Genomic DNA, 17,837 nt, shown 5'->3' with positions numbered 1-17,837 from the left:
ACAGGAGTACACCATGAGTCGCATTCACCCCGTGAGCCAGCCCAAACCGGCTGCCGCCCCCACCTTCGCCGCCCTCAAAAGCAGCCTTGGCAAGGTTCCCAACCTCTACGCCACCCTGGCCCATTCACCCGCGGTGCTCAACGGCCTGCTCGGTTTTGCCGATGCGCTGGGCAAAGGGCGACTCAGTGCCCGCCAGCGGGAGCTGCTGGCACTGGCCATCGGCCAGGCCAACGCCTGCCAATACTGCCTTTCGGCCCACACCCTGCTGGCTGGCCGGGCCGGTTTCGATGACGACGCCATTCGGGCTGCTCGTCTGGCCCAGGCGGCGGATCCACTCGATCACGCCCTGCTGCAGCTGGCAGTCGCCCTGGTTACCCAGCGCGGTGTCATCAGCGATCAACAACTGGCCGCAGCCCGTGCCGCGGGTGTGGATGATGAGCTGGCAATGGAGGTACTGGGGCAGGTGGTCATCAATACCCTGACCAACTACGGCAATCATCTGGCGGCAACCGACATCGACTTCCCGCCGGTCACTCTCACCCCCTAAAGGAGCATGAATGGAACGCCATGACCGAGGTTTTCTGATCGCCCTCGCCGGGGTGGTACTGACCCTGCTCTGGATCGGCGTGTTCAAGTTCACGCCGACCGAGGCGGCGGCCATCCGGCCGCTGGTGGCAAGCCATCCGCTGATGAGCTGGCTCTATGCCGTGCTCTCGGAGCAAACCGTCTCCAATCTGATCGGACTGGTCGAGATCCTGATCGCTGGCGGCCTGATTGCCGGCCTGTGGCGACCGCGCCTGGGCTACTGGAGCAGCCTGGGGGCCATCCTGACCTTCCTCGTGACCCTCAGCTTTCTGCTGACCCTGCCGGGCGTCTGGAAGCTGGTCGACGGAGTGCCGGTCACCGAGTTCTTCATCTTCAAGGATCTGGTACTGCTTGGCGTTGCCTGGCACTACCTCAATTTGAGTCGCGCCAGACTGGCCGACGCCTGACGACAATGCCTTTTTGCGCCCCGCCAGGGGCGCTTTTTTTATCAGGCAGCCTTGGCCGGCCGCTTGCTCCCCCGCTTGGCTGTCCCGGTCGAGCCACCAGCCGCCGTGCTGCGCTTGCGCTTGGTGAAGCGGCGCTTGTCGGCTCCGGGCGCTGCCTTGGGCAGGGCGCTGAAGCTCGCTCCCGAATCCTGTCTGGCGCCGTCGATCAGGCCGTTCAACTGCTCGGTCAGCGGCCCCATGAATTGCTGATAGCTCGTCTGCCGCTCGGCAATCCGGCCGAGATGCTGTTCCCATAGCGCCGTCATGTCAGGGGTGGTCGCCGTGGCAGGCAGCGCCTGAATGAGAGCCCGCCCGGTCGGGGTCGCCTTGATGCTCTTGCCCTGGCGCACCAGAAAACGGCGCTTGAACAGCAGATCGATGATGCCCGCCCGGGTCGCCTCGGTGCCGAGGCCGTCGGTCTCGCGCAGGGTCTTGCGGATCTCGGGATCCTGCACATAGCGGGCGATGCCGGTCATGGCCGCCAGCAGAGTGGCATCGGTGAACGACTTGGGCGGCTGGGTCATCTTCTCCTGCAGCTCCCCCCGCTCGCACAGCAGTTGTTCGCCCTTGCGCAGGGCCGGCAGGGTCCCCGCCTCCTCCTCATCATCTTCCTCCACCCCGAGCAGCGCCTTCCAGCCCGCCTTGAGGATCCGCCGCGCCTTGGCCTGGAACAGGCCGCCAGCGATGCGCAGCAGTACCTTGCTGTCGTTGTACTCGAACGGCGGGTAGAACTGCAGCAGGTACTGACGGGCAATCAGGCCGTAAAGCTTCGCCTCGTCAGCCCCCAGCGTGGCCGGGTTGCCCTGCTTCTCGGTGGGGATGATGGCGTGGTGGGCATCCACCTTGCCGTCGTTCCACGCCTTGCTGCGGATCTTGCCGTCCGCCTCGCTCACCGCCTTGGCCAGCGCCGGCGCCGTGCTGGCGATGGCCTCCCGCACCTGGCCGGCCCGGTTGAAGTGATCGCTCGGCAGATGACGGCTGTCGGATCGCGGGTAGGTAATCAGCTTGTGGCGCTCGTAGAGCCCCTGGCAGACGTCCAGCACCCGCTTGGCGTCCATGCCGAACCGCTTGGCGGCATCGATCTGCAGACTGGAGAGGTTGTAGGGCAGCGGCGCCGCCTGCTTGCGGGCCTGCTCCTCCACCTCCTCCACCAGTGCGGGTTGGCCCTGGATCCGCTCCACCACCTTGGCGGCCAGCGCCCGGTTGAGCACTCGCCCCTCCTCGTCCTGCCAGGGCAGACAGGCCTCAGAGGGCAGCCACTTGGCGCTGAAACGCTCGTGGCCTTCGGTCTGTAGATGGGCCAGCACCTCGAAGAAGGGCTTGGGCACGAAGGCTTCTATCTCGAGATCCCGCCGTACCACCAGCCCCAGCAGCGGCGTCTGCACCCGGCCGACCGACAGCAGCTCGCTGCACCCCCCCTTGCGGCCAAGCAGGGTATAGGCGCGGGTCATGTTGATGCCGTAGAGCCAGTCGGCCCGGCTGCGGGCCAGCGCCGACACCGCCAGCGGCACGAACTCCTTGTTGTCCCTGAGCTTGTCGAGGGCACGGCGCACCGCCGGCGGGTTGAGATCGCTGATGAGACAGCGCAGCACCGGCCTGGTTTTGCCGTAGCCGAGGAAGTCGATCACCTCGTCCACCAGCAGTTGCCCCTCCCGATCCGGGTCACCGGCGTTGACCACGCAGTCCGCTTGTTTGAGCAGGCGCTTGATGACGGTGAGCTGGGTCTTGGTCTTCGGCTTGGCCACCAGCTGCCACTGGGCCGGAACGATGGGCAGCGACTCCATGCGCCACTGCTTGTAGGCGGCGTCATAGGCATCGGGCTCGGCCTGCTCCAGCAGATGGCCGATGCACCAGGTCACCACATCCCCCTGCGCAGTTTCGATAAAACCGTCCCCCTTCTTGTGGGGCTTGGGCAGCACGTCGGCAATGGCACGTCCCAGACTGGGCTTCTCGGCGATGAAGAGTCGCATGGCAAACACCTGAATACTGTATATGTGAACAGTATATAACGGGCCCTGGGCAAAGCCCAAACCCTCCGCGGGTGCGAGGCGACAGGCCCTTGCCGAGGCAGGCTCGATGAGAGGGGGTAGCGGATGGGTACCCTGCACCGCCAAGCCGTGGATGGCAGGCCCAGGTTAGTCATGCCTCAAACGAGGACAAAAAAGACGGTAAAATCGCAGGAAGTTAAATTAAATTCAATTAAATGATAAATTACAAAATAATAAATGCATTTAAAATAACAATACAGAATATAAATCATGATAGAGGTCAATCAACTACCTCTCCATGAATACTACTATATTGGTAATATTTGATCGTAGGAAAACGCCGTCATGCTTGGAAAATTGTTGAGAAAAACCTGGTTCTGGCTACTGCTGCTCGGGGCCCTCTTGGGCGTTGCAGCGCTGGGGGTCACGGTGACCGTCATGCACAAGACCAGCTCCACCGAGTTCTGCGTCTCCTGTCACTCCATGCAGACCCCGCTGGCCGAGTATCAGGGCAGCGTCCACTTCCAGAACGTGAAGGGCATCCGCGCCGAGTGTGCCGACTGCCACATTCCGGGTGATCCCACCTCCTATCTGTGGACCAAGATCCGCGCCGTGAAGGACATCTATCACGAGGCGATCGGCACCCTCGACACCCCTGAGAAATACGAGGCCCACAAGCTGCGCATGGCGCAGTCGGTGTGGGACGAGCTGAAGGCCAACGACTCCGCCACCTGCCGCAGCTGCCACAGCTACGCAGCCATGGACATCCTGGCCCAGCGCCCCAACGCCCGCGCCGAACACCCGGTCGCCATCAAGGAGGGCCAGACCTGCATCGACTGCCACCGCGGCGTCGCCCACATCATGCCCGACATGAGCGGCCTGGCCGCCGCCGGTGCCAGCGAGCTGGCGCAGGCTGCCGCCCAGACCCCGACCAACGTCACCACCCGTTACGCCATCGCCACCACACCGCTCTATCTGGATGCCAGCGCCAAGACCGACGAAGGCACCCTGATGCCCTCCACCCAGGTGGAAGTACTGGCCAACGACAACGGTCGCGCCCAGGTGCGTATCGACGGTTGGCAGCAGGACGGAGTGAGCGAGGTGTTCTACGCCGCTCCCGGCAAGCGCATCCTGAGCACCCTGCTCGGCGACAAGGCCAAGGCGCAGCTCACCACCGGCAAGAGCGAAACCGACAGCGCCACCAACCTCACCTGGCATCAGGTCAGCCTGACCGCCTGGGTGGATCAGAGCCAACTCATCGGCGATCAGGGCAAGCTGTGGCAGTACGCCTCCACCCTGATGTCCAACAACTGTACCGGCTGCCACGGCCTCACCGCACTGGATCACTTCAACGCCAACCAGTGGATCGGCGTCATCAAGGGGATGGAATCACGCACCTCCCTGACCCCGGAACAGGCACGCATGTTGACCCAATACGTCCAGAAACATGCCAGTGACATGAACGCGGCGCACTAAGGCTGGCACAGAGGAAATCGTCATGACTTTTTTTACCGATAAGCAAACCAATCTCTCCCGCCGCAACCTGCTCAAGGGGCTGGGCGCCTGCGCCGCCCTGCCGCTGCTGGCCGGCGTCTTCCCGAAAAGCGCGCTGGCCCAGGCCATCAGCACGGCGCTTGAACAATTCCCGACCCTGGTGCCCGCCCAGAAAGGCATCCTGACCGGCGCCCACTGGGGAGCGTTCGAGGCCATCGTTGAAGAAGGCCGCATGGTGCGGGTCCAGCCGGTGGCCGATGATCCGGCCCCCAACGATCTCATCGACATGGCGCCGTTCCAGGTGCACGCCAAGAACCGCATCAAGTACCCCATGGTGCGCAAGAGCTGGCTAGAACAGGGCCCAGGCGCCAAACCCGAGCTGCGCGGCGCCGACGAGTGGGTGCGGGTGAGCTGGGAGAAAGCCATCGCCCTGGTGGCCGGCGAGATAGGCCGGGTGCAGAGCGACTTCGGCCCGCAGGCGATCCACGCCGGTTCCTACGGCTGGAAGAGCGTCGGCATGTTCCACAACAGCCGCACCCTGCTGCACCGCCTGATGAACCTGGCGGGCGGCTTCACCGGTTATGCCGGCGACTACTCCGCCGGCGCCGCCCAGGTGATCATGTCCCACGTGATGGGCTCCATTGAGGTGTATGAGCAGCAGACTGCCTGGCCCAACGTCATCGAGCACGCCGAACTGGTTGTGCTGTGGGGGGTCAACGCCCAGGTCACCCTGAAAAACAGCTGGAACATGCCGGATCACGAGGGTCAGGCCGGTTTCAAGGCGCTCAAGGAGAAGGGTACCCGCATCATCAGCATCGACCCTGTCTACAACGAAACCGCCAAGCAGGCCAATGCCGAGTGGATTGCACCGAACGCCTACACCGACGTGGCCATGATGCTGGGGGTGGCCCACACCCTCTACAGCGAGCAGAAGCACGATCAGGCCTTCCTCGATCGCTACACCACCGGCTTCGACAAGTTCCTCGCCTATCTGCTCGGCCAGGAAGACGGCCAGCCGAAGAGCGCCGAGTGGGCGAGCACCATCTGCGGCGTCGATGCCAAGGTGATCCGCCAGCTAGCCCTCGACATGGCATCCAAGCGCACCATGATCATGGCGGGCTGGGGCATGCAGCGGCAGCAGCACGGTGAGCAGCCGAACTGGATGCTGGTCACCCTGGCCGCCATGCTGGGCCAGATCGGCCTGCCGGGTGGCGGTTACGGCTTCAGCTACCACTACTCTTCCGGTGGCAGCCCCACCGCCAAGGGCGGCATCCTGGCGGGCATCTCCGCCGGCAATGCGCCGAAGAACGGGCCGGCGCCGATCCCGGTGGCCCGCATCGCCGACTGTCTGGCCAACCCCGGCAAGACCATCGACTTCAACGGCCGCAAGGTGACCTACCCGGACATCAAGCTGGTCTACGTGGCGGGCGGCAACCCCTTCCACCACCACCAGGACACCAACAACCTGGTCAAGGCCTGGCGCAAGCCGCAGACCGTGATCGTCCACGAGCCCTACTGGACCGCCACCGCCAAGCACGCTGACATCGTGCTGCCGGCCACCACCAGCTACGAGCGCAACGATCTGGAGATGGGCGGCGACTACTCACAGCGCTACGTCTTCCCGATGCACCAGTGCGTGCCGCCCCAGTTCGAGGCGCGCAACGACTTCGACATCTTCCGCGACGTGGCCGCCAAGCTGGGCCTGCAGGAGCAGTACACCGAAGGCAAGGACGAGATGCTGTGGCTCAAGCAGATGTACGACGGCATGGCCGCCCAGGCCCGTGGCGCCCGGGTTGCGCTGCCGCCATTCAACATGTTCTGGGAGTCCAACAACTACATCCGCTTCCCGGTGCCCGAGGCGAACCGCCAGTGGATCCGTCACGCCGACTTTCGCGAGAACCCGCTGCTCAACCCGCTCGGTACCCCGTCCGGCAAGATCGAGATCTTCTCCAGCACGGTGGCCGGCATGGGTTATGCCGACTGCGCCGGCCATCCCAAGTGGTATGAGCCCAAGGAGTGGATCAAGAGCAAGGAGGCAACCCGCTATCCGCTGTCGCTCAACACCTCCCACCCGACCCAGCGGCTGCACTCCCAGCTCGACAACACCCCGCTGCGGGACAAGTTCGCCGTCGCCGATCGCGAGGCGATCCTGATCCACCCGGACGACGCCAAGGCGCGCGGCATCCAGGATGGCGATCTGGTGCGGGCCTTCAACGACCGCGGCCAGATCCTGGTGGGGGCCCTGCTCTCGACCGACATCCGCCCGGGGGTGGTGCGGGTGTGCGAAGGGGCCTGGTTCGATCCGGCCAAACCGGGCGAGGCGGGGAGCCTGTGCAAGAACGGCAACGTCAACTGCCTCACCTTCGACGAAGGCACCTCCAGCCTAGCGCAGGGCAACTGCGGTCACATGGCCCAGTTGCAGATCGAGAAGTACCAGGGCCCGGCCCCGGTCAACACCGCCCATGCGGTGCCGACCAACGCCTGAGCAGAGGAGTGAGCAACAAAAACGGCGCCATCAAGGCGCCGTTTTCTTATCGCGGTTTGGGGTGTGGCTCAGAAGTCACCCTCAACCATCTACTCTTGCGGACACTCCACCCGCTTTGCAGCCAGAGCACGGACAAGGTGGCTTAGAAGTCCCCTTCCACCATGTACTCTTCCGCACACTCCACCAGCTGGGGCCAGAGTTCTTCCGGCACCCAGGCATCCGGGTCATCTTCATCCCCGTCGTATTGGCTCCAGAAATAGCGGCGCAGGCCGGAGGCGAAGTCATCGCTCAGCTCGGCCAGCTCGGAGAGCGGCCCCAGCCAGGCGATGCGGCGCAGGCCGGAGGCGAGATCGTTGATAGCGTCCATCAGGCCGCGATCGTCGAAGCTCTGCTCCACCAGCAGGGTGAAGCGCTCGCGCGCCCGCTCGGTCTGATCCTCATCCAGCTCGCCCACGTCGGCCAGCAGGTCGACGAAATCTTCCAGCAGGAAGGCAATCAGGCTGTCGCGATCCTCAAACCACTGGATCTGGGCCCCCTTGGTGCCCAGCACGGAGGCATCGAACGAATCGTCGAGGTGACACAGTGCCCATGGATCATCAGTCATGGTTCTCTTCCTCAGGCTAAAACAGGTGCCATATCTTATGCCTAGCTCTCTACTCTTGCCACCTTGGGCAGCGAGAGAGAAGCCGCCAGCCCGCCCAGTTCGGCGCGCCCCATGATGAGGCTGCCGCGGTAGGCTTCCGCCAGATCGGAGACGATGTTGAGGCCCAGACCCGAACCCGGCACCTTCTCGTCGAGCCGCACCCCGCGCAGCACCGCCTTGGCGATCTGATCCTCGCTCATGCCGGGGCCGTCATCCTCGATGCGCAGGGTGATCCAGCCCCCCAGCTCGGCGCTGGAGATGCGCAGCTGGCCGGCCGACCACTTGAAGGCGTTCTCCAGCAGGTTGCCCACCATCTCGTCGAAGTCCTGCTCCTCCACCCCGACCGCCAGGGTGGCCGGCACCTGCAGATCAACTTCCCGGCCCGGATAGAGGCGGGAGAAGGCGCGGCAGATGTACTCCACCCGCGCCCGCACCGGGGTCGACACCCCGAGGATCTTGGCGGCGCCGGTCACCCGCGCCTTGCCGAGGTGGTAGTCGATGTGGCGCTGGATCTGATCGAGCTGCTCGCCGAGGGCGGCCTGATCTTCCGGCGGCAGCTGGGCCACCTGGTTGCGCATGATGCTGAGCGGCGTCTTGAGGGCGTGGGCCAGGTTGCCAGTGTGGGAGCGGGCCCGCTGCAACAGCTCGCCGTAGTGGTGCAGCAGCCGGTTGATGTCCTCCACCAGCGGCTGGATCTCCAGCGGATAGCGCAGCCGGAACCCCTCCTGATGGCCCTGATGGACCCGGCTCAATTCGCGGCGCAACAGATGCAGCGGCCGCAGGCCGTAGACGATCTGGAACATGAAGCCGAGCACCAGCCCGGTCGCGGCAAAGCCGAGACCGAGGAACAGGCTGATGCGGGTCTTCTTCAGGGTCTGGGTCAAGGCGCTGCTGTCCTTGGCCATCACCAGGGTGAACACCCGATCCGAACCGGGCAGCAGCACGGTGCGGGTCATGATCAGCAGCGGCTCCTTGTTGGGCCCCTTGCCGACGAAGAGGTCCGGATCGCCGAAGGCCGACTTCAGGCCGTGCACGTCGAGGTGCACATCCCACAGGGAGCGGGAGCGGCTGACCACGCTCTCCCCCAGCTCCAGCTGCCAGTAGTAACCGGAGTAGGGCTGGCGAAAGCGGGGGTCGGCCATGGGTTCGGTGACCACCGGCAGGCCATCCGGCTGGATCTCGAGGCGGGAGAGCAGATCGTAGAGCTGCAGGCGCAGGCCGTCGGCCTCCGCCTCCTGCCAGTAGTTGCGCATCATGGTCTGCAGGCTGAAGCCGGTGGCGAACAGGAACAGGCCACACCAGACCATGGCGATGACCACCAGTCGCCCACGCAGGGTGCGCACCAGCCTCATTCAGCCGCTCCGGCGCACGAGGGCATCAAGATCCGGCTCATTCGTTGATCCGATAGCCGAGACCGCGCACCGTCTCGATGAGATCGGAGTGGGTCTTCTTGCGGATCCGGCCGATGAACACTTCCACCGTGTTGGAATCGCGGTCGAAATCCTGGGCATAGATATGGTCGATCAGTTCGCTGCGCGACACCACCTTGCCCCTGTGCTGCATCAGATAGCCAAGCACCCGGAACTCGTGGGCGGTCAGCTTGATGGGGGTGCCTTCGTACCACACCTGGGACGCTGCCATGTCGAGCCGCACCCCGCCGATCTCCAGTATCGAGCTGGCGTTGCCCGCCGCCCGTCGCACCAGGGCATGGACTCGGGCCACCAGCTCGGCCACCTGGAACGGCTTGGTGAGGTAGTCGTCGGCCCCGGCGTTGAGCCCCTCGATCTTCTCGTGCAGCTGGCCACGAGCGGTCAGCACCAGTACCGGGGTGTCGATCCCCTTGCTGCGCCACTCCTTCAGCACGCTCAGGCCATCGCGGCCCGGCAGACCGAGATCCAGAATGATGGCGTCATAGGGCTCGGTCTCGCCGAGAAAACCGGCCTCGTTGCCGTCGTGGCAGAGGTCGGTCACGAAACCGGACAGGCGCAGCTGTTCCGCCAGCTGGCCCGCCAGGGTCTTCTCATCTTCAACTATCAGAATTCGCATAAATGGGTATCCAAAGCAGGGTTGTGCCGGTACCGGCGGCGACTGGGGAACGAACCGGATGGCGGCGCGTTCGCGGACTCACTCCATCACTCCTCTTCCGGGGGCGGACGCGGAGCGAACAGCCGCTCCAGATGGTGGCCCTTGAGCCACACCATCTCCAGGTTGTCGGCCCGATAGCCCACCTTGATGACGCTGTTCTCGCTGTCGATCAGCTTGAGTTCGTACAGCCAGATGCCGTCCTCCTCCCCCAGATCGACCCGCAGCACCCGTACCGGCAGGCGGGAAGCCACCTCCATCACCTCATGAAAGGGGCGCACCCGTCCCTCGCTGACCGCCTGCTGCAGCAAGGCCTCGTTCGGCGTGGCCGCCTGTGCCAGTACCGGCAGCAGCAACCCAAGCAGAGACAGGGCTCTATTCATGGATGATTCATCTCCCAAAACCTAACATAATGCCGTTTATAGTCTGCCAGCCATGAATCCGGAATGAATATGATCCGACGCAGTTTCCTGCTGATCCTTTGCCTCTTCTCCACCCTCGGCTGGGCGGCCGAGAGCCGTCTCGACATGGCCGGGCTGGTCAAACTACTGGTGGCCCAAGGGTATCACGACATTCGGGAAGTGGAGCTGGAAGGGGACAAATTCGAGGTGGAAACCCTGGATGCCCAGGGGCAGCGGGTACGACTCCTGGTGGACGCCCATACGGGTGACATCAAAAAAGAGGCCGACTAGGCCTCTTTTTTATTTCAGGTTGCCGGGGCGGCGCACTGCCGGCCTCATGCCTCTCTCAGTTTCTGCGGCCGAAGCCGGCGCCAGGGGCGCAGCAGCTTGTCGCGGCGCGGCACCAGCAGGGCGCAGGCCAGCAGCAGGTAGATGAGCGGCTCTTGCCAGCCGCTCTTGAGCGACCACCAGTAGTGCACCGGCACCAGCAGGGCCACCGCGTAGATCCAGTTGTGCAGCTGCTGCCAGGCCGGCCCCATGCGCCGCAGCAGGGCCGGGATCGAGGTGAGGCTGAGCGCCAGCAGCAACAGCAGCGCCACCATGCCCACCACTATGTAGCTGCGCTTGACCAGCTCGCCGCCAATCAGCCCCCAGTCAAACTGCAGATCCAGCCCCAGCCAGACCATGAAATGCAGACCGGCCCAAGCGGCGCACCAGAGCCCGAGCGGGCGGCGCAGCTTGATGAGCTGCCCCTGCCGCCAGCGTTTGGCCAGCGGCGATACCAGCAGGGTGAGCAGCAGCAGATTGAGCGCCCCCTTGCCCAGATAGTGGGTCAGTCCCTGTACCGGATCCCCTCCCAGCAGGCCGCCGGGCACGGCCACCAGCAGCCAGAGCAGAAACCCCAGCGAGGCGAGGTGTACCAGCGCCCGCAACAGGGTGATGTGACGCGCCGTCAGTCGCAGAGTCATGGTGTCAGCTCCTCTCGTCTCAATACCACTTGCGCAGATCCATGCCCTGATAGAGGGACGCCACCTCGTCGGCATAGCCATTGAATGGCAAAGTCGGCTGGCGCTTGGCCCCGAAGATGCCCCCCTCGCCGATGAAACGCTCGCTGGCCTGACTCCAGCGCGGGTGATCCACCGCTGGATTGACGTTGGCGTAGAAGCCGTATTCGTTGGGGGCCAGCAGGTTCCAGGTGGTGGGCGGCATCTCCTCCACCAGCCGGATGGAGACGATGCTCTTGATGCTCTTGAAGCCGTACTTCCAGGGCACCACCAGCCGGATCGGCGCGCCGTTCTGGGCCGGCAGAGCCTTGCCGTAGAGCCCCATCGCCAGGAAGGAGAGCGGGTGCATCGCCTCGTCGATGCGCAGCCCCTCGACATAGGGGTAGTCGATGCCGCCACCGAGGGAGCGCGACGCCTGTCCTGGCAACTGTTCCGGATCATAGAGAGTCTCGAAGGCCACGAACTTGGCGCGGCTGGTGGGCTCGGCCCGGCGGATCAGATCCGCCAGCGCGATGCCGCTCCAGGGCAGCACCATGGACCAGGCCTCCACGCAGCGCAACCGGTAGATCCGCTCCTCCAGCGTGCTCTTGTTGATGAGATCCCACACGTCCAGGGTAAACGGCTTGGCCACCTCCCCTTCCACCTTCAGGGTCCAGGGCTCGGGCTTGAGGTAGTGGCCGTTGCGGGCCGGATCCCCCTTGTCGGTGCCGAGCTCGTAGAAGTTGTTGTGGGTAGTGGCCTTCTCCTCCGGCGTGAGGATCAGCCCCTCCGGCCGGGCGGCGGCGTGGATGTTGAGCGCCCGGGTGGCGACCGGCGCCGGCTTGTCGCCAGAGAAGAGATCGAGCACCCCGGCCTGGGTCGGAAACGCCAGGGTGGCGGCGCCGAGCCCCAGCCCTTTCAGGATCAGACGGCGATCCTGATAGACAGCTTCCGGCGTGACGTCCTGTTCGGTGAGGTGGTGGGCAGAGCGGCGCTTGAGCAACATGGAAAAACTCCCGGGGCGATGAGGGTAACAATCATAAGACCCGCCCCGGCCGAGTTTTATTTCACGGAAAATTACATGAATTGATAGAGGGGCAGTGCCTTGGCCATGGTTCCGACCAGAAACAGCACTACGAACACCAGCAGGGGAACGATCACATTTGGCACCATCAGACTCACTCCATGAGCAGGACAGGGCCTCTAACTATGGAGCAGGGGCCAGCGCCTCACCATGAAATATTTTCGCGAGCGCAAGCGTATTCCTGAGTTGAAATGAGTGATGCAGATCACACACAATCCCGCCCCTGCTTGCCGCCCCTCTTGCGCGGGGTAGGCTCCCTTTTTTCCGAATTTCACTACTGAAGAGTCACGCCATGAGCCCATTGATCGCCATCGCCATCACGACCGGGATCCTCTCCGCCGTCTGGGGCTGGGTCGCCGTTACCCTCGGCCTCGTCTCCTGGGTCGGCTTCCTCGGCTGCACCAGCTATTTTGCCTCCAGCGGCGGCTACAAGGCGCTGCTGCAGACCCTGCTGTGCAATGCCAGCGGCATGCTGTGGGCCCTGCTGCTGATCCATGGTGACGCCTGGTGGGGCGCCGGCGTGGCCGGCTACCTGATGACCGGGGTGGTGGCCACCCTGATGTGCGTGCAGGCCAAGCAGCAGTGGCTCGGCTACATTCCCGGTACCTTCGCCGGTTGCTGCGCCACCTTTGGTGCGGCGGGAGAGTGGCGCCTGATCCTGCCGTCGCTGGTAATTGGTGCGCTGTTTGGCTACCTGATGAAGGCGAGCGGCCTCTGGCTCTCCCGCAAAACCCAGAAAACCCAGGCCATCGCTGGCGTCACCGACCCGGCCTGATCCTGGCGATGTGGCGATCCGGCCTGAAACAAGAGGGGCGGTCCGTCATCGACGGGCCGCCCCTCTGTCATTTATCCCTTCGACTTGAAGTTCGCGGCTTCGATGCCGTGCCGATTCAACAGCTTGTAGAAATCGGTGCGGTTTCTGCCCGCCATGTTGGCCGCCAGGGTCACATTGCCCTCGGTGGTGCGCAGCAGCCGGATCAGATACTCCTTCTCGAACTCGGCCCGCGCCTCGTTGAACGAGGGGATGCCGCCACTGCCGCCGCTCAGGGCAGATTCCACCATGGCGGCACCGATCACCGGACTGCAGCAGAGGCTGGCCAGCTGCTCCACCACGCTGCAGAGCTGGCGCACGTTGCCGGGCCAACCCGCCGCCGCCAGCAGGGCCAGCGCCTCCGGCGAGAAGCCGAGGGCGGCGCAGTCACCGTGGCGGCTGCGATAGTCATCCAGCGCCTGCCTAGCCAGCAGCGGTATGTCTTCGCTGCGGGCGCTGAGGGGGGGCAAGGTGATGTTGGCCACGTTGAGCCGATAGAAGAGGTCTTCCCGAAAGCGCCCCTCCTCCATCGCCGCCACCAGATCCTGATGGCTGGAGCTGATGACCCGCACCTCGGGCGTGCCCTGGCCGTACTCCTGCAGCACCTGCAGCAGTTTGGCCTGCAGCGATTCCGACAGGTCCCCTATCTCGTCGAGGAACAGGGTCGCTCCCTTCGCCTGTTCAAACAGGCCGGACTGGCCATTCTCGCCGAACAGCTGCAGATCCAGTACCGCCCACGGCAGCGCGGCACAGTTGATGACATGCAGCGGCTTGTCACGCCGGCTGCTGGCCTGGTGCAGCGCCTGGGTCATGACGCCCTTGCCGGAGCCGGAAGGGCCCATGATCAGCACGGGCACTTCCATGGCGGCGATGCTGCCAGCCTGGATCAGCAACTGCTCCATCTGCGGGTTGCGGGTCAGGATCAGCGATTGCCAATCCTGTCGCTGCTTTGGGCGCGTCAGGCTCAACGCGTGCTCTATGGTGGCGAACAGCTCATCCTTGTCGATGGGCTTGGTGAGAAAGCTGAACACCCCGGAGCGGGTTGCCTGAATGGCATCGGGAATGGTGCCATGGGCGGTCATGATGATGACCGGCAGCCCCAGCCACTGGGACTGGATCCGCTCGAACAGCGCCAGCCCGTCCATGCCGGCCATGCGCAGATCGCTCAGCACCAGATCGGCCCGTTGCTGACGCAGCCGGTCCAGCGCCCCTTCGGCGCTGTCGGCGGTATCCACCTCATAGCCCTGGCTGCGCAGGCGCATGCTCATCAGCTTGAGCAGGCTGGCATCGTCATCGACCAGCAGGATGCGACTCATTTCAGCGCCTCGCCATTGCCGTTCAGCTTGCGCTGATTGAGTTGATCATCGATGGCGGAGAGTTGCTCGATCTGGCGGCGCAGACGCTGCACCTCCTGACTCTGATCGTCGCGCCGGCTGTCGCGGGCCAGCAGCTCCTCGCCGAGGGCTATCCAGCTGCGCAGGAAGGCCTGGGCATCCAGCCCCAGCTCCGGCAGCAGGCTCTTGAGCTTGTCCAGACCAGCTCGCCGGCTGGCCACCGACTCGGACGGGTGGGTGTTGACCATGGCCAGGCTGACCCGGCTCTCGATATCGGTCGCCCCCTTGAGACGCTGACGCTCCTGGGCCCGCTGCTGGGCATGGCTGGCCAGCAGCCAGTCCGAGTATTGCAGGCGCACCTGCATCTCCTTGTTGGCAAACTCCATCCGTTTGGCGAGGGCGAGATCCGGCGACGCCGCCGGGTCACGCGCTGGCAGCAGGGAACAGCCTGTGAGCAGGCTCATCATCAATACCGGAACAACACATTGTTTCATCTTGGGCTTCACTTCAACGTCAACCGGAAACAGACATCCGCCTGTTCATCTTCAACCAATACCAACTCGCCGCCAAGGCTCATCGCCGATTCCCGGGCGATGGAGAGCCCCATTCCGGAGCCTTTCAGCAGCCCCTGGCGCACAATACTGCCCTGCTCGAAGGGCTCGAAGATCCGCTCCCGCTCGGCCAGCGGAATCGCGGGCCCTTCGTTGGCCACCTCCAGCCAGCTGCCGTTGCCATCCTGCCCGGCGCGGATCCATATCTGCCCGCCGCTGGCGCCGTAGCTGACCGCATTGGAGAACAGATTATCGAGGATCAGCCGCAAGCGATATGGCTCGGCCTGCAGGGTGATCGGATCGGTCGGCAAGTGTACACTGATTTGTTTGGATTCCAGCGCCAGCCGGTACTCTGCAGACAATTCTGACAGCAGGGGCGCCAGCGCCACCGGGGTCAGGGTGAACACCTCCTGCTGGCTGAGCCGGTTGAAGTCGAGCAGCCGTTCGATCAGGGTCTGCAGCCGGCGGCTGTTCTCCTCCAGCATCTGGCAGATCTCCTGCTGATCCGGGGTGAGCGGCCCTACAAGCTGCTCGGAGAGCAGATCCGCCCCTTCCCGCAGCACCGCCAGCGGGGTCTTCAGCTCGTGGGAAACGTGACGCAGGAACTGGTATTTCTGCTGCTCCAGCTCCTTCAATTTATCGTGCAACCAGACGATCCGCTCCCCCAGCAATACCAGTTCGGCCGGCCCGTCCACCGGGCGTTTGTCCGGTTCCACGCCGGCACCCAGACTCAAGATCCGCGACTCAATCTGACGCACCGGGTGGATGATCAGATAGGTAAACAGCAGCACCAGCAGCAGGCTGAGCACCGCCACGAAACCGCTGACCCACCAGATCTCCGTCATCAGGGCGGCAATGGTCGCCCGCACCCGGCTGACATGCTCGTCTACCTGGCTGCGAGTGATAATCTCAAGCTGCTGATTAACCTGATTAAATTCATCAAATTTGGGGCTGTTTGACTCGGCCTTGGCACGGGCGAGATCCTGCAGGCTGTCGAGCCAGGCGAGCGCCTGCTCAAGGCCCGTGTAAGCCTCGGCATCCGGGATGGAACTCTGGTGAGCGGCCAGCAGGCTGCGATAACTCGCCAGCTGCTGCTGATAACTGGCCAGGATGCGCTCATCACCCAGCACCGCATAGCGACGAAGAGTACGTTCAAGATCAATGGCTTGGGTGGTCAGCAGCGTCGCTCGACGGGTGTCGCGCACCGCCCGTTCCAGCTCGTCGCTGGTCAACTGGCTGAGGTGTTCGAGGGACTGGCTGTCGTGCCAGATCATGCCGCCCAGAGGCATCAACACCAGAACAAACCCCATCAATACCACTTGCAGCAGGGAGCGTGGGCGTACCTTGGTCATCTTGGACTATCTCAATTCAGCAGGGGTGGGTCAGCATATCTGCACTCCCCCAAAAAGCAAAACCGGCCAAAGGGCCGGTTCATGCTGCAGCTTGGGTATCACGCCAGACCGACGGATGCCACACAGATAATCAGGATCATGGCCAACGCGCCAGATGCGGTCAGCAGTGCCCATTTCAGTTCCACGCTCATGCAAACCTCCTTTCTTGCCAAGATGATAGAGCCTGATCACAACAGACAAACCGATGTTAATGCATAGTTAACCCGATAACCGTGAGCTGTGTATGAATTTCAGATGAGCCCTACCCAAGGACCGGCGACATGTTCTATCTGTGTAGCATTGGATCGAATCTTGACCCCCATCAGCACGTCAGCCAGGCAGTCAGCGAGCTGCTCGTTCACTTTGGCCGCCTGCAGCTGAGCTCGGTGATCCAGACCAAACCGGTCGGGATGCACTCCAGCCATGATTTCCTCAACTGCCTGTTCGTCGCCGAGAGCGAGCTGGCTCCGCACCAGCTCAAGGCACACTTCGTCGCCATGGAGCTGGCCCACGGCCGGGATCGCAGCGATCCGCGCTGCAAGGTGCTGGACCGGCCGCTGGACATCGACATCCTGGCCAGCAGCCAGAGCGATGACTTCTCCACCGCCCGGGTCGACGCCTATCTCGACGAACTGCTGGCGGAGCTCTATGGCCGTGGCCAAGTGCATGATCGCAAGGTGACCCTGCCGCTGCACACCCGCTTGATGGCGGGCAAGGTGATCGAGGAGCGCCAGGTCGGCCTCGCCCCCATCGCCCTGCAACAGGAGATGGTGACCCCGGCCGCGCTCCTGCGCTGACCCTAGATAACGGCCAGACCGCGGCCGCCATCCACCCGGATGCTGGCCCCGGTCATGTAGTCGTTCTGCATCAACAGCTGAACCGCCTGCCAGATGGGCTCCAGCCCCCCTTCCCGCGCCAGCGGCGTCTTCGCCAGCACCTGCTGGCGCCACGCATCGCCATGCTCGTCGAGAAACAGGATGGGGCCCGGCTCTATGGTGTTGACCCGAACGGCCGGCGCCAGCTCGCGGGCAAAGCTCATGGCCAGCGAGTGAGCCCCCGCCTTGGTGGCCACATAGCTGGCAAACTGGGGCGCCGGCGCGTGGATATAGATGTCGGTGATGTGGATGATGCCGGCATTGGCGTTGCGCGCCAGCTGGGACGCCAACGCCCGGTTGAGCTGGAAGGGGGCCGCCATGTGCACCCGGTAGAACAGATCAAACTGGGCCAGTTGCGCCGCCGGATCCGCCGCCTGCGGCTCAAACGCCGAGGCGTTGTGGATCACCAGCGCCAGATCCTGATGAACGGCCAGCGCCTCGATCAGCTTGCCGACCTCCTCCTCGCGAGAAAAATCCGCCTGCACCAGTTCGACCCCGATCGCTCGCAGCCGCGCCAGCTCGGGTCGTTCGCTGCGATAGCTGCCCGTCACCTGCCAACCCGCCGCCACCAGCTGTTCGCACAGATAGAAACCAAGCCGGCGGCCACACCCCGTCACCAATGCACGCATACCCTCTCCTTGATTGTCCGGCCGGGGGATACCTATCGATCCCCACGGCACAAGC

General features: G+C 64.0%; 19 protein-coding genes. 7 read left to right on the top strand and 12 right to left on the bottom strand.

Going from position 1 to position 17,837, the window contains the following annotated elements; all coding sequences use genetic code 11:
- Positions 1–13 precede the first annotated feature (13 nt).
- Both AACQ43_RS19115 and AACQ43_RS19110 read left to right on the top strand, forming a co-directional pair.
- Positions 14–547 (top strand): carboxymuconolactone decarboxylase family protein, encoded by a 534-nt coding sequence (locus AACQ43_RS19115; protein WP_049045960.1) that lies wholly within the window; start codon positions 14–16, stop codon positions 545–547.
- Between the two features lie 10 nt (positions 548–557).
- Positions 558–992: a DUF417 family protein gene (locus tag AACQ43_RS19110; protein WP_168968325.1), complete on the top strand. Its 435-nt coding sequence runs from the start codon at positions 558–560 to the stop codon at positions 990–992.
- A 41-nt stretch (positions 993–1,033) separates the two neighbouring features.
- Here the strand turns inward: AACQ43_RS19110 and AACQ43_RS19105 are convergent, their stop codons facing one another.
- On the bottom strand, positions 1,034–3,001 hold the full coding sequence (locus tag AACQ43_RS19105; RefSeq protein WP_168968323.1) for a DNA topoisomerase III: 1,968 nt from the start codon (positions 2,999–3,001) through the stop codon (positions 1,034–1,036).
- 363 nt (positions 3,002–3,364) lie between these two features.
- Here AACQ43_RS19105 and AACQ43_RS19100 point away from each other — a divergent pair, with 363 nt between their 5' ends.
- Both AACQ43_RS19100 and torA read left to right on the top strand, forming a co-directional pair.
- Complete coding sequence (locus AACQ43_RS19100; RefSeq protein WP_168968321.1) at positions 3,365–4,495, top strand: NapC/NirT family cytochrome c; 1,131 nt, start codon at positions 3,365–3,367, stop codon at positions 4,493–4,495.
- Between the two features lie 22 nt (positions 4,496–4,517).
- Positions 4,518–6,998 carry a trimethylamine-N-oxide reductase TorA gene (gene torA / locus AACQ43_RS19095; RefSeq protein ID WP_168968319.1) on the top strand — a complete coding sequence of 827 codons (2,481 nt, stop codon included), beginning with the start codon at positions 4,518–4,520 and terminating at the stop codon, positions 6,996–6,998.
- Positions 6,999–7,140: 142 nt separating this feature from the next.
- Here the strand turns inward: torA and AACQ43_RS19090 are convergent, their stop codons facing one another.
- From AACQ43_RS19090 to AACQ43_RS19075, 4 genes are all read right to left on the bottom strand, one after another.
- Positions 7,141–7,602 (bottom strand): hypothetical protein, encoded by a 462-nt coding sequence (locus AACQ43_RS19090; protein ID WP_010635837.1) that lies wholly within the window; start codon positions 7,600–7,602, stop codon positions 7,141–7,143.
- A gap of 41 nt (positions 7,603–7,643) precedes the next feature.
- On the bottom strand, positions 7,644–8,993 hold the full coding sequence (locus AACQ43_RS19085) for a sensor histidine kinase (RefSeq protein ID WP_039212974.1): 1,350 nt from the start codon (positions 8,991–8,993) through the stop codon (positions 7,644–7,646).
- 37 nt (positions 8,994–9,030) lie between these two features.
- Positions 9,031–9,687: a response regulator transcription factor gene (locus tag AACQ43_RS19080; protein WP_011707717.1), complete on the bottom strand. Its 657-nt coding sequence runs from the start codon at positions 9,685–9,687 to the stop codon at positions 9,031–9,033.
- Between the two features lie 86 nt (positions 9,688–9,773).
- Positions 9,774–10,106 (bottom strand): PepSY domain-containing protein, encoded by a 333-nt coding sequence (locus AACQ43_RS19075; RefSeq protein ID WP_049045946.1) that lies wholly within the window; start codon positions 10,104–10,106, stop codon positions 9,774–9,776.
- A gap of 63 nt (positions 10,107–10,169) precedes the next feature.
- On the opposite strand from AACQ43_RS19075, the gene AACQ43_RS19070 reads away from it, so the two are divergent.
- Positions 10,170–10,415 (top strand): PepSY domain-containing protein, encoded by a 246-nt coding sequence (locus AACQ43_RS19070; protein ID WP_010635834.1) that lies wholly within the window; start codon positions 10,170–10,172, stop codon positions 10,413–10,415.
- A gap of 44 nt (positions 10,416–10,459) precedes the next feature.
- Here the strand turns inward: AACQ43_RS19070 and msrQ are convergent, their stop codons facing one another.
- Both msrQ and msrP read right to left on the bottom strand, forming a co-directional pair.
- Entirely contained in the window at positions 10,460–11,092 is a 633-nt protein-coding gene (gene msrQ / locus AACQ43_RS19065) for a protein-methionine-sulfoxide reductase heme-binding subunit MsrQ (protein ID WP_011707719.1), read from the bottom strand.
- Positions 11,093–11,111: 19 nt separating this feature from the next.
- On the bottom strand, positions 11,112–12,113 hold the full coding sequence (gene msrP, locus AACQ43_RS19060) for a protein-methionine-sulfoxide reductase catalytic subunit MsrP (RefSeq protein WP_043164186.1): 1,002 nt from the start codon (positions 12,111–12,113) through the stop codon (positions 11,112–11,114).
- Between the two features lie 370 nt (positions 12,114–12,483).
- On the opposite strand from msrP, the gene AACQ43_RS19055 reads away from it, so the two are divergent.
- Positions 12,484–12,966 carry a DUF1097 domain-containing protein gene (locus AACQ43_RS19055; RefSeq protein ID WP_168968317.1) on the top strand — a complete coding sequence of 161 codons (483 nt, stop codon included), beginning with the start codon at positions 12,484–12,486 and terminating at the stop codon, positions 12,964–12,966.
- A gap of 71 nt (positions 12,967–13,037) precedes the next feature.
- Here AACQ43_RS19055 and AACQ43_RS19050 read toward each other — a convergent pair whose 3' ends face one another.
- The 4 genes from AACQ43_RS19050 to cydH all read right to left on the bottom strand — a co-directional run bounded on the left by AACQ43_RS19050 (position 13,038) and on the right by cydH (position 16,430).
- On the bottom strand, positions 13,038–14,318 hold the full coding sequence (locus tag AACQ43_RS19050; protein WP_024945193.1) for a sigma 54-interacting transcriptional regulator: 1,281 nt from the start codon (positions 14,316–14,318) through the stop codon (positions 13,038–13,040).
- Positions 14,315–14,830, bottom strand: coding sequence for a hypothetical protein (locus AACQ43_RS19045; RefSeq protein ID WP_011707723.1), 516 nt, complete (start codon positions 14,828–14,830; stop codon positions 14,315–14,317). Before AACQ43_RS19045 ends, AACQ43_RS19050 begins: the two co-directional genes overlap by 4 nt.
- Positions 14,831–14,838: 8 nt before the next feature.
- A complete protein-coding gene (locus tag AACQ43_RS19040) occupies positions 14,839–16,239 on the bottom strand; it encodes a sensor histidine kinase (protein ID WP_011707724.1) in 1,401 nt (466 codons plus the stop codon).
- A gap of 98 nt (positions 16,240–16,337) precedes the next feature.
- Positions 16,338–16,430 (bottom strand): cytochrome bd-I oxidase subunit CydH, encoded by a 93-nt coding sequence (cydH, locus tag AACQ43_RS19035; protein WP_017409791.1) that lies wholly within the window; start codon positions 16,428–16,430, stop codon positions 16,338–16,340.
- Between the two features lie 129 nt (positions 16,431–16,559).
- On the opposite strand from cydH, the gene folK reads away from it, so the two are divergent.
- The gene (folK, locus tag AACQ43_RS19030; protein ID WP_168968315.1) at positions 16,560–17,075 is read left to right on the top strand and encodes a 2-amino-4-hydroxy-6-hydroxymethyldihydropteridine diphosphokinase; all 516 of its coding nucleotides are present in this window, start codon (positions 16,560–16,562) and stop codon (positions 17,073–17,075) included.
- Positions 17,076–17,077: 2 nt separating this feature from the next.
- Here folK and AACQ43_RS19025 read toward each other — a convergent pair whose 3' ends face one another.
- Positions 17,078–17,782, bottom strand: coding sequence for an SDR family oxidoreductase (locus tag AACQ43_RS19025; protein ID WP_168968313.1), 705 nt, complete (start codon positions 17,780–17,782; stop codon positions 17,078–17,080).
- Positions 17,783–17,837: the final 55 nt, after the last annotated feature.

This window comes from Aeromonas sp. DNRA1 (assembly GCF_963888745.1).
Taxonomy (GTDB): Bacteria; Pseudomonadota; Gammaproteobacteria; order Enterobacterales; family Aeromonadaceae; genus Aeromonas; species Aeromonas hydrophila.
The sequence above is the reverse complement of the archived record's forward strand: the minus strand, read 5'-3'. Positions and strand labels throughout refer to the sequence as shown.

What these genes read in the sequence shown, in the direction of transcription:
- AACQ43_RS19115 (WP_049045960.1), top strand. Translation starts at nt 14, where the DNA reads ATGAGTCGCATTCACCCCGTGAGCCAGCCCAAACCGGCTGCCGCCCCC.
- AACQ43_RS19110 (WP_168968325.1), top strand. Translation starts at nt 558, where the DNA reads ATGGAACGCCATGACCGAGGTTTTCTGATCGCCCTCGCCGGGGTGGTA.
- AACQ43_RS19105 (WP_168968323.1), bottom strand. Translation starts at nt 3,001, where the DNA reads ATGCGACTCTTCATCGCCGAGAAGCCCAGTCTGGGACGTGCCATTGCC.
- AACQ43_RS19100 (WP_168968321.1), top strand. Translation starts at nt 3,365, where the DNA reads ATGCTTGGAAAATTGTTGAGAAAAACCTGGTTCTGGCTACTGCTGCTC.
- torA (WP_168968319.1), top strand. Translation starts at nt 4,518, where the DNA reads ATGACTTTTTTTACCGATAAGCAAACCAATCTCTCCCGCCGCAACCTG.
- AACQ43_RS19090 (WP_010635837.1), bottom strand. Translation starts at nt 7,602, where the DNA reads ATGACTGATGATCCATGGGCACTGTGTCACCTCGACGATTCGTTCGAT.
- AACQ43_RS19085 (WP_039212974.1), bottom strand. Translation starts at nt 8,993, where the DNA reads ATGAGGCTGGTGCGCACCCTGCGTGGGCGACTGGTGGTCATCGCCATG.
- AACQ43_RS19080 (WP_011707717.1), bottom strand. Translation starts at nt 9,687, where the DNA reads ATGCGAATTCTGATAGTTGAAGATGAGAAGACCCTGGCGGGCCAGCTG.
- AACQ43_RS19075 (WP_049045946.1), bottom strand. Translation starts at nt 10,106, where the DNA reads ATGAATAGAGCCCTGTCTCTGCTTGGGTTGCTGCTGCCGGTACTGGCA.
- AACQ43_RS19070 (WP_010635834.1), top strand. Translation starts at nt 10,170, where the DNA reads ATGAATATGATCCGACGCAGTTTCCTGCTGATCCTTTGCCTCTTCTCC.
- msrQ (WP_011707719.1), bottom strand. Translation starts at nt 11,092, where the DNA reads ATGACTCTGCGACTGACGGCGCGTCACATCACCCTGTTGCGGGCGCTG.
- msrP (WP_043164186.1), bottom strand. Translation starts at nt 12,113, where the DNA reads ATGTTGCTCAAGCGCCGCTCTGCCCACCACCTCACCGAACAGGACGTC.
- AACQ43_RS19055 (WP_168968317.1), top strand. Translation starts at nt 12,484, where the DNA reads ATGAGCCCATTGATCGCCATCGCCATCACGACCGGGATCCTCTCCGCC.
- AACQ43_RS19050 (WP_024945193.1), bottom strand. Translation starts at nt 14,318, where the DNA reads ATGAGTCGCATCCTGCTGGTCGATGACGATGCCAGCCTGCTCAAGCTG.
- AACQ43_RS19045 (WP_011707723.1), bottom strand. Translation starts at nt 14,830, where the DNA reads ATGAAACAATGTGTTGTTCCGGTATTGATGATGAGCCTGCTCACAGGC.
- AACQ43_RS19040 (WP_011707724.1), bottom strand. Translation starts at nt 16,239, where the DNA reads ATGACCAAGGTACGCCCACGCTCCCTGCTGCAAGTGGTATTGATGGGG.
- cydH (WP_017409791.1), bottom strand. Translation starts at nt 16,430, where the DNA reads ATGAGCGTGGAACTGAAATGGGCACTGCTGACCGCATCTGGCGCGTTG.
- folK (WP_168968315.1), top strand. Translation starts at nt 16,560, where the DNA reads ATGTTCTATCTGTGTAGCATTGGATCGAATCTTGACCCCCATCAGCAC.
- AACQ43_RS19025 (WP_168968313.1), bottom strand. Translation starts at nt 17,782, where the DNA reads ATGCGTGCATTGGTGACGGGGTGTGGCCGCCGGCTTGGTTTCTATCTG.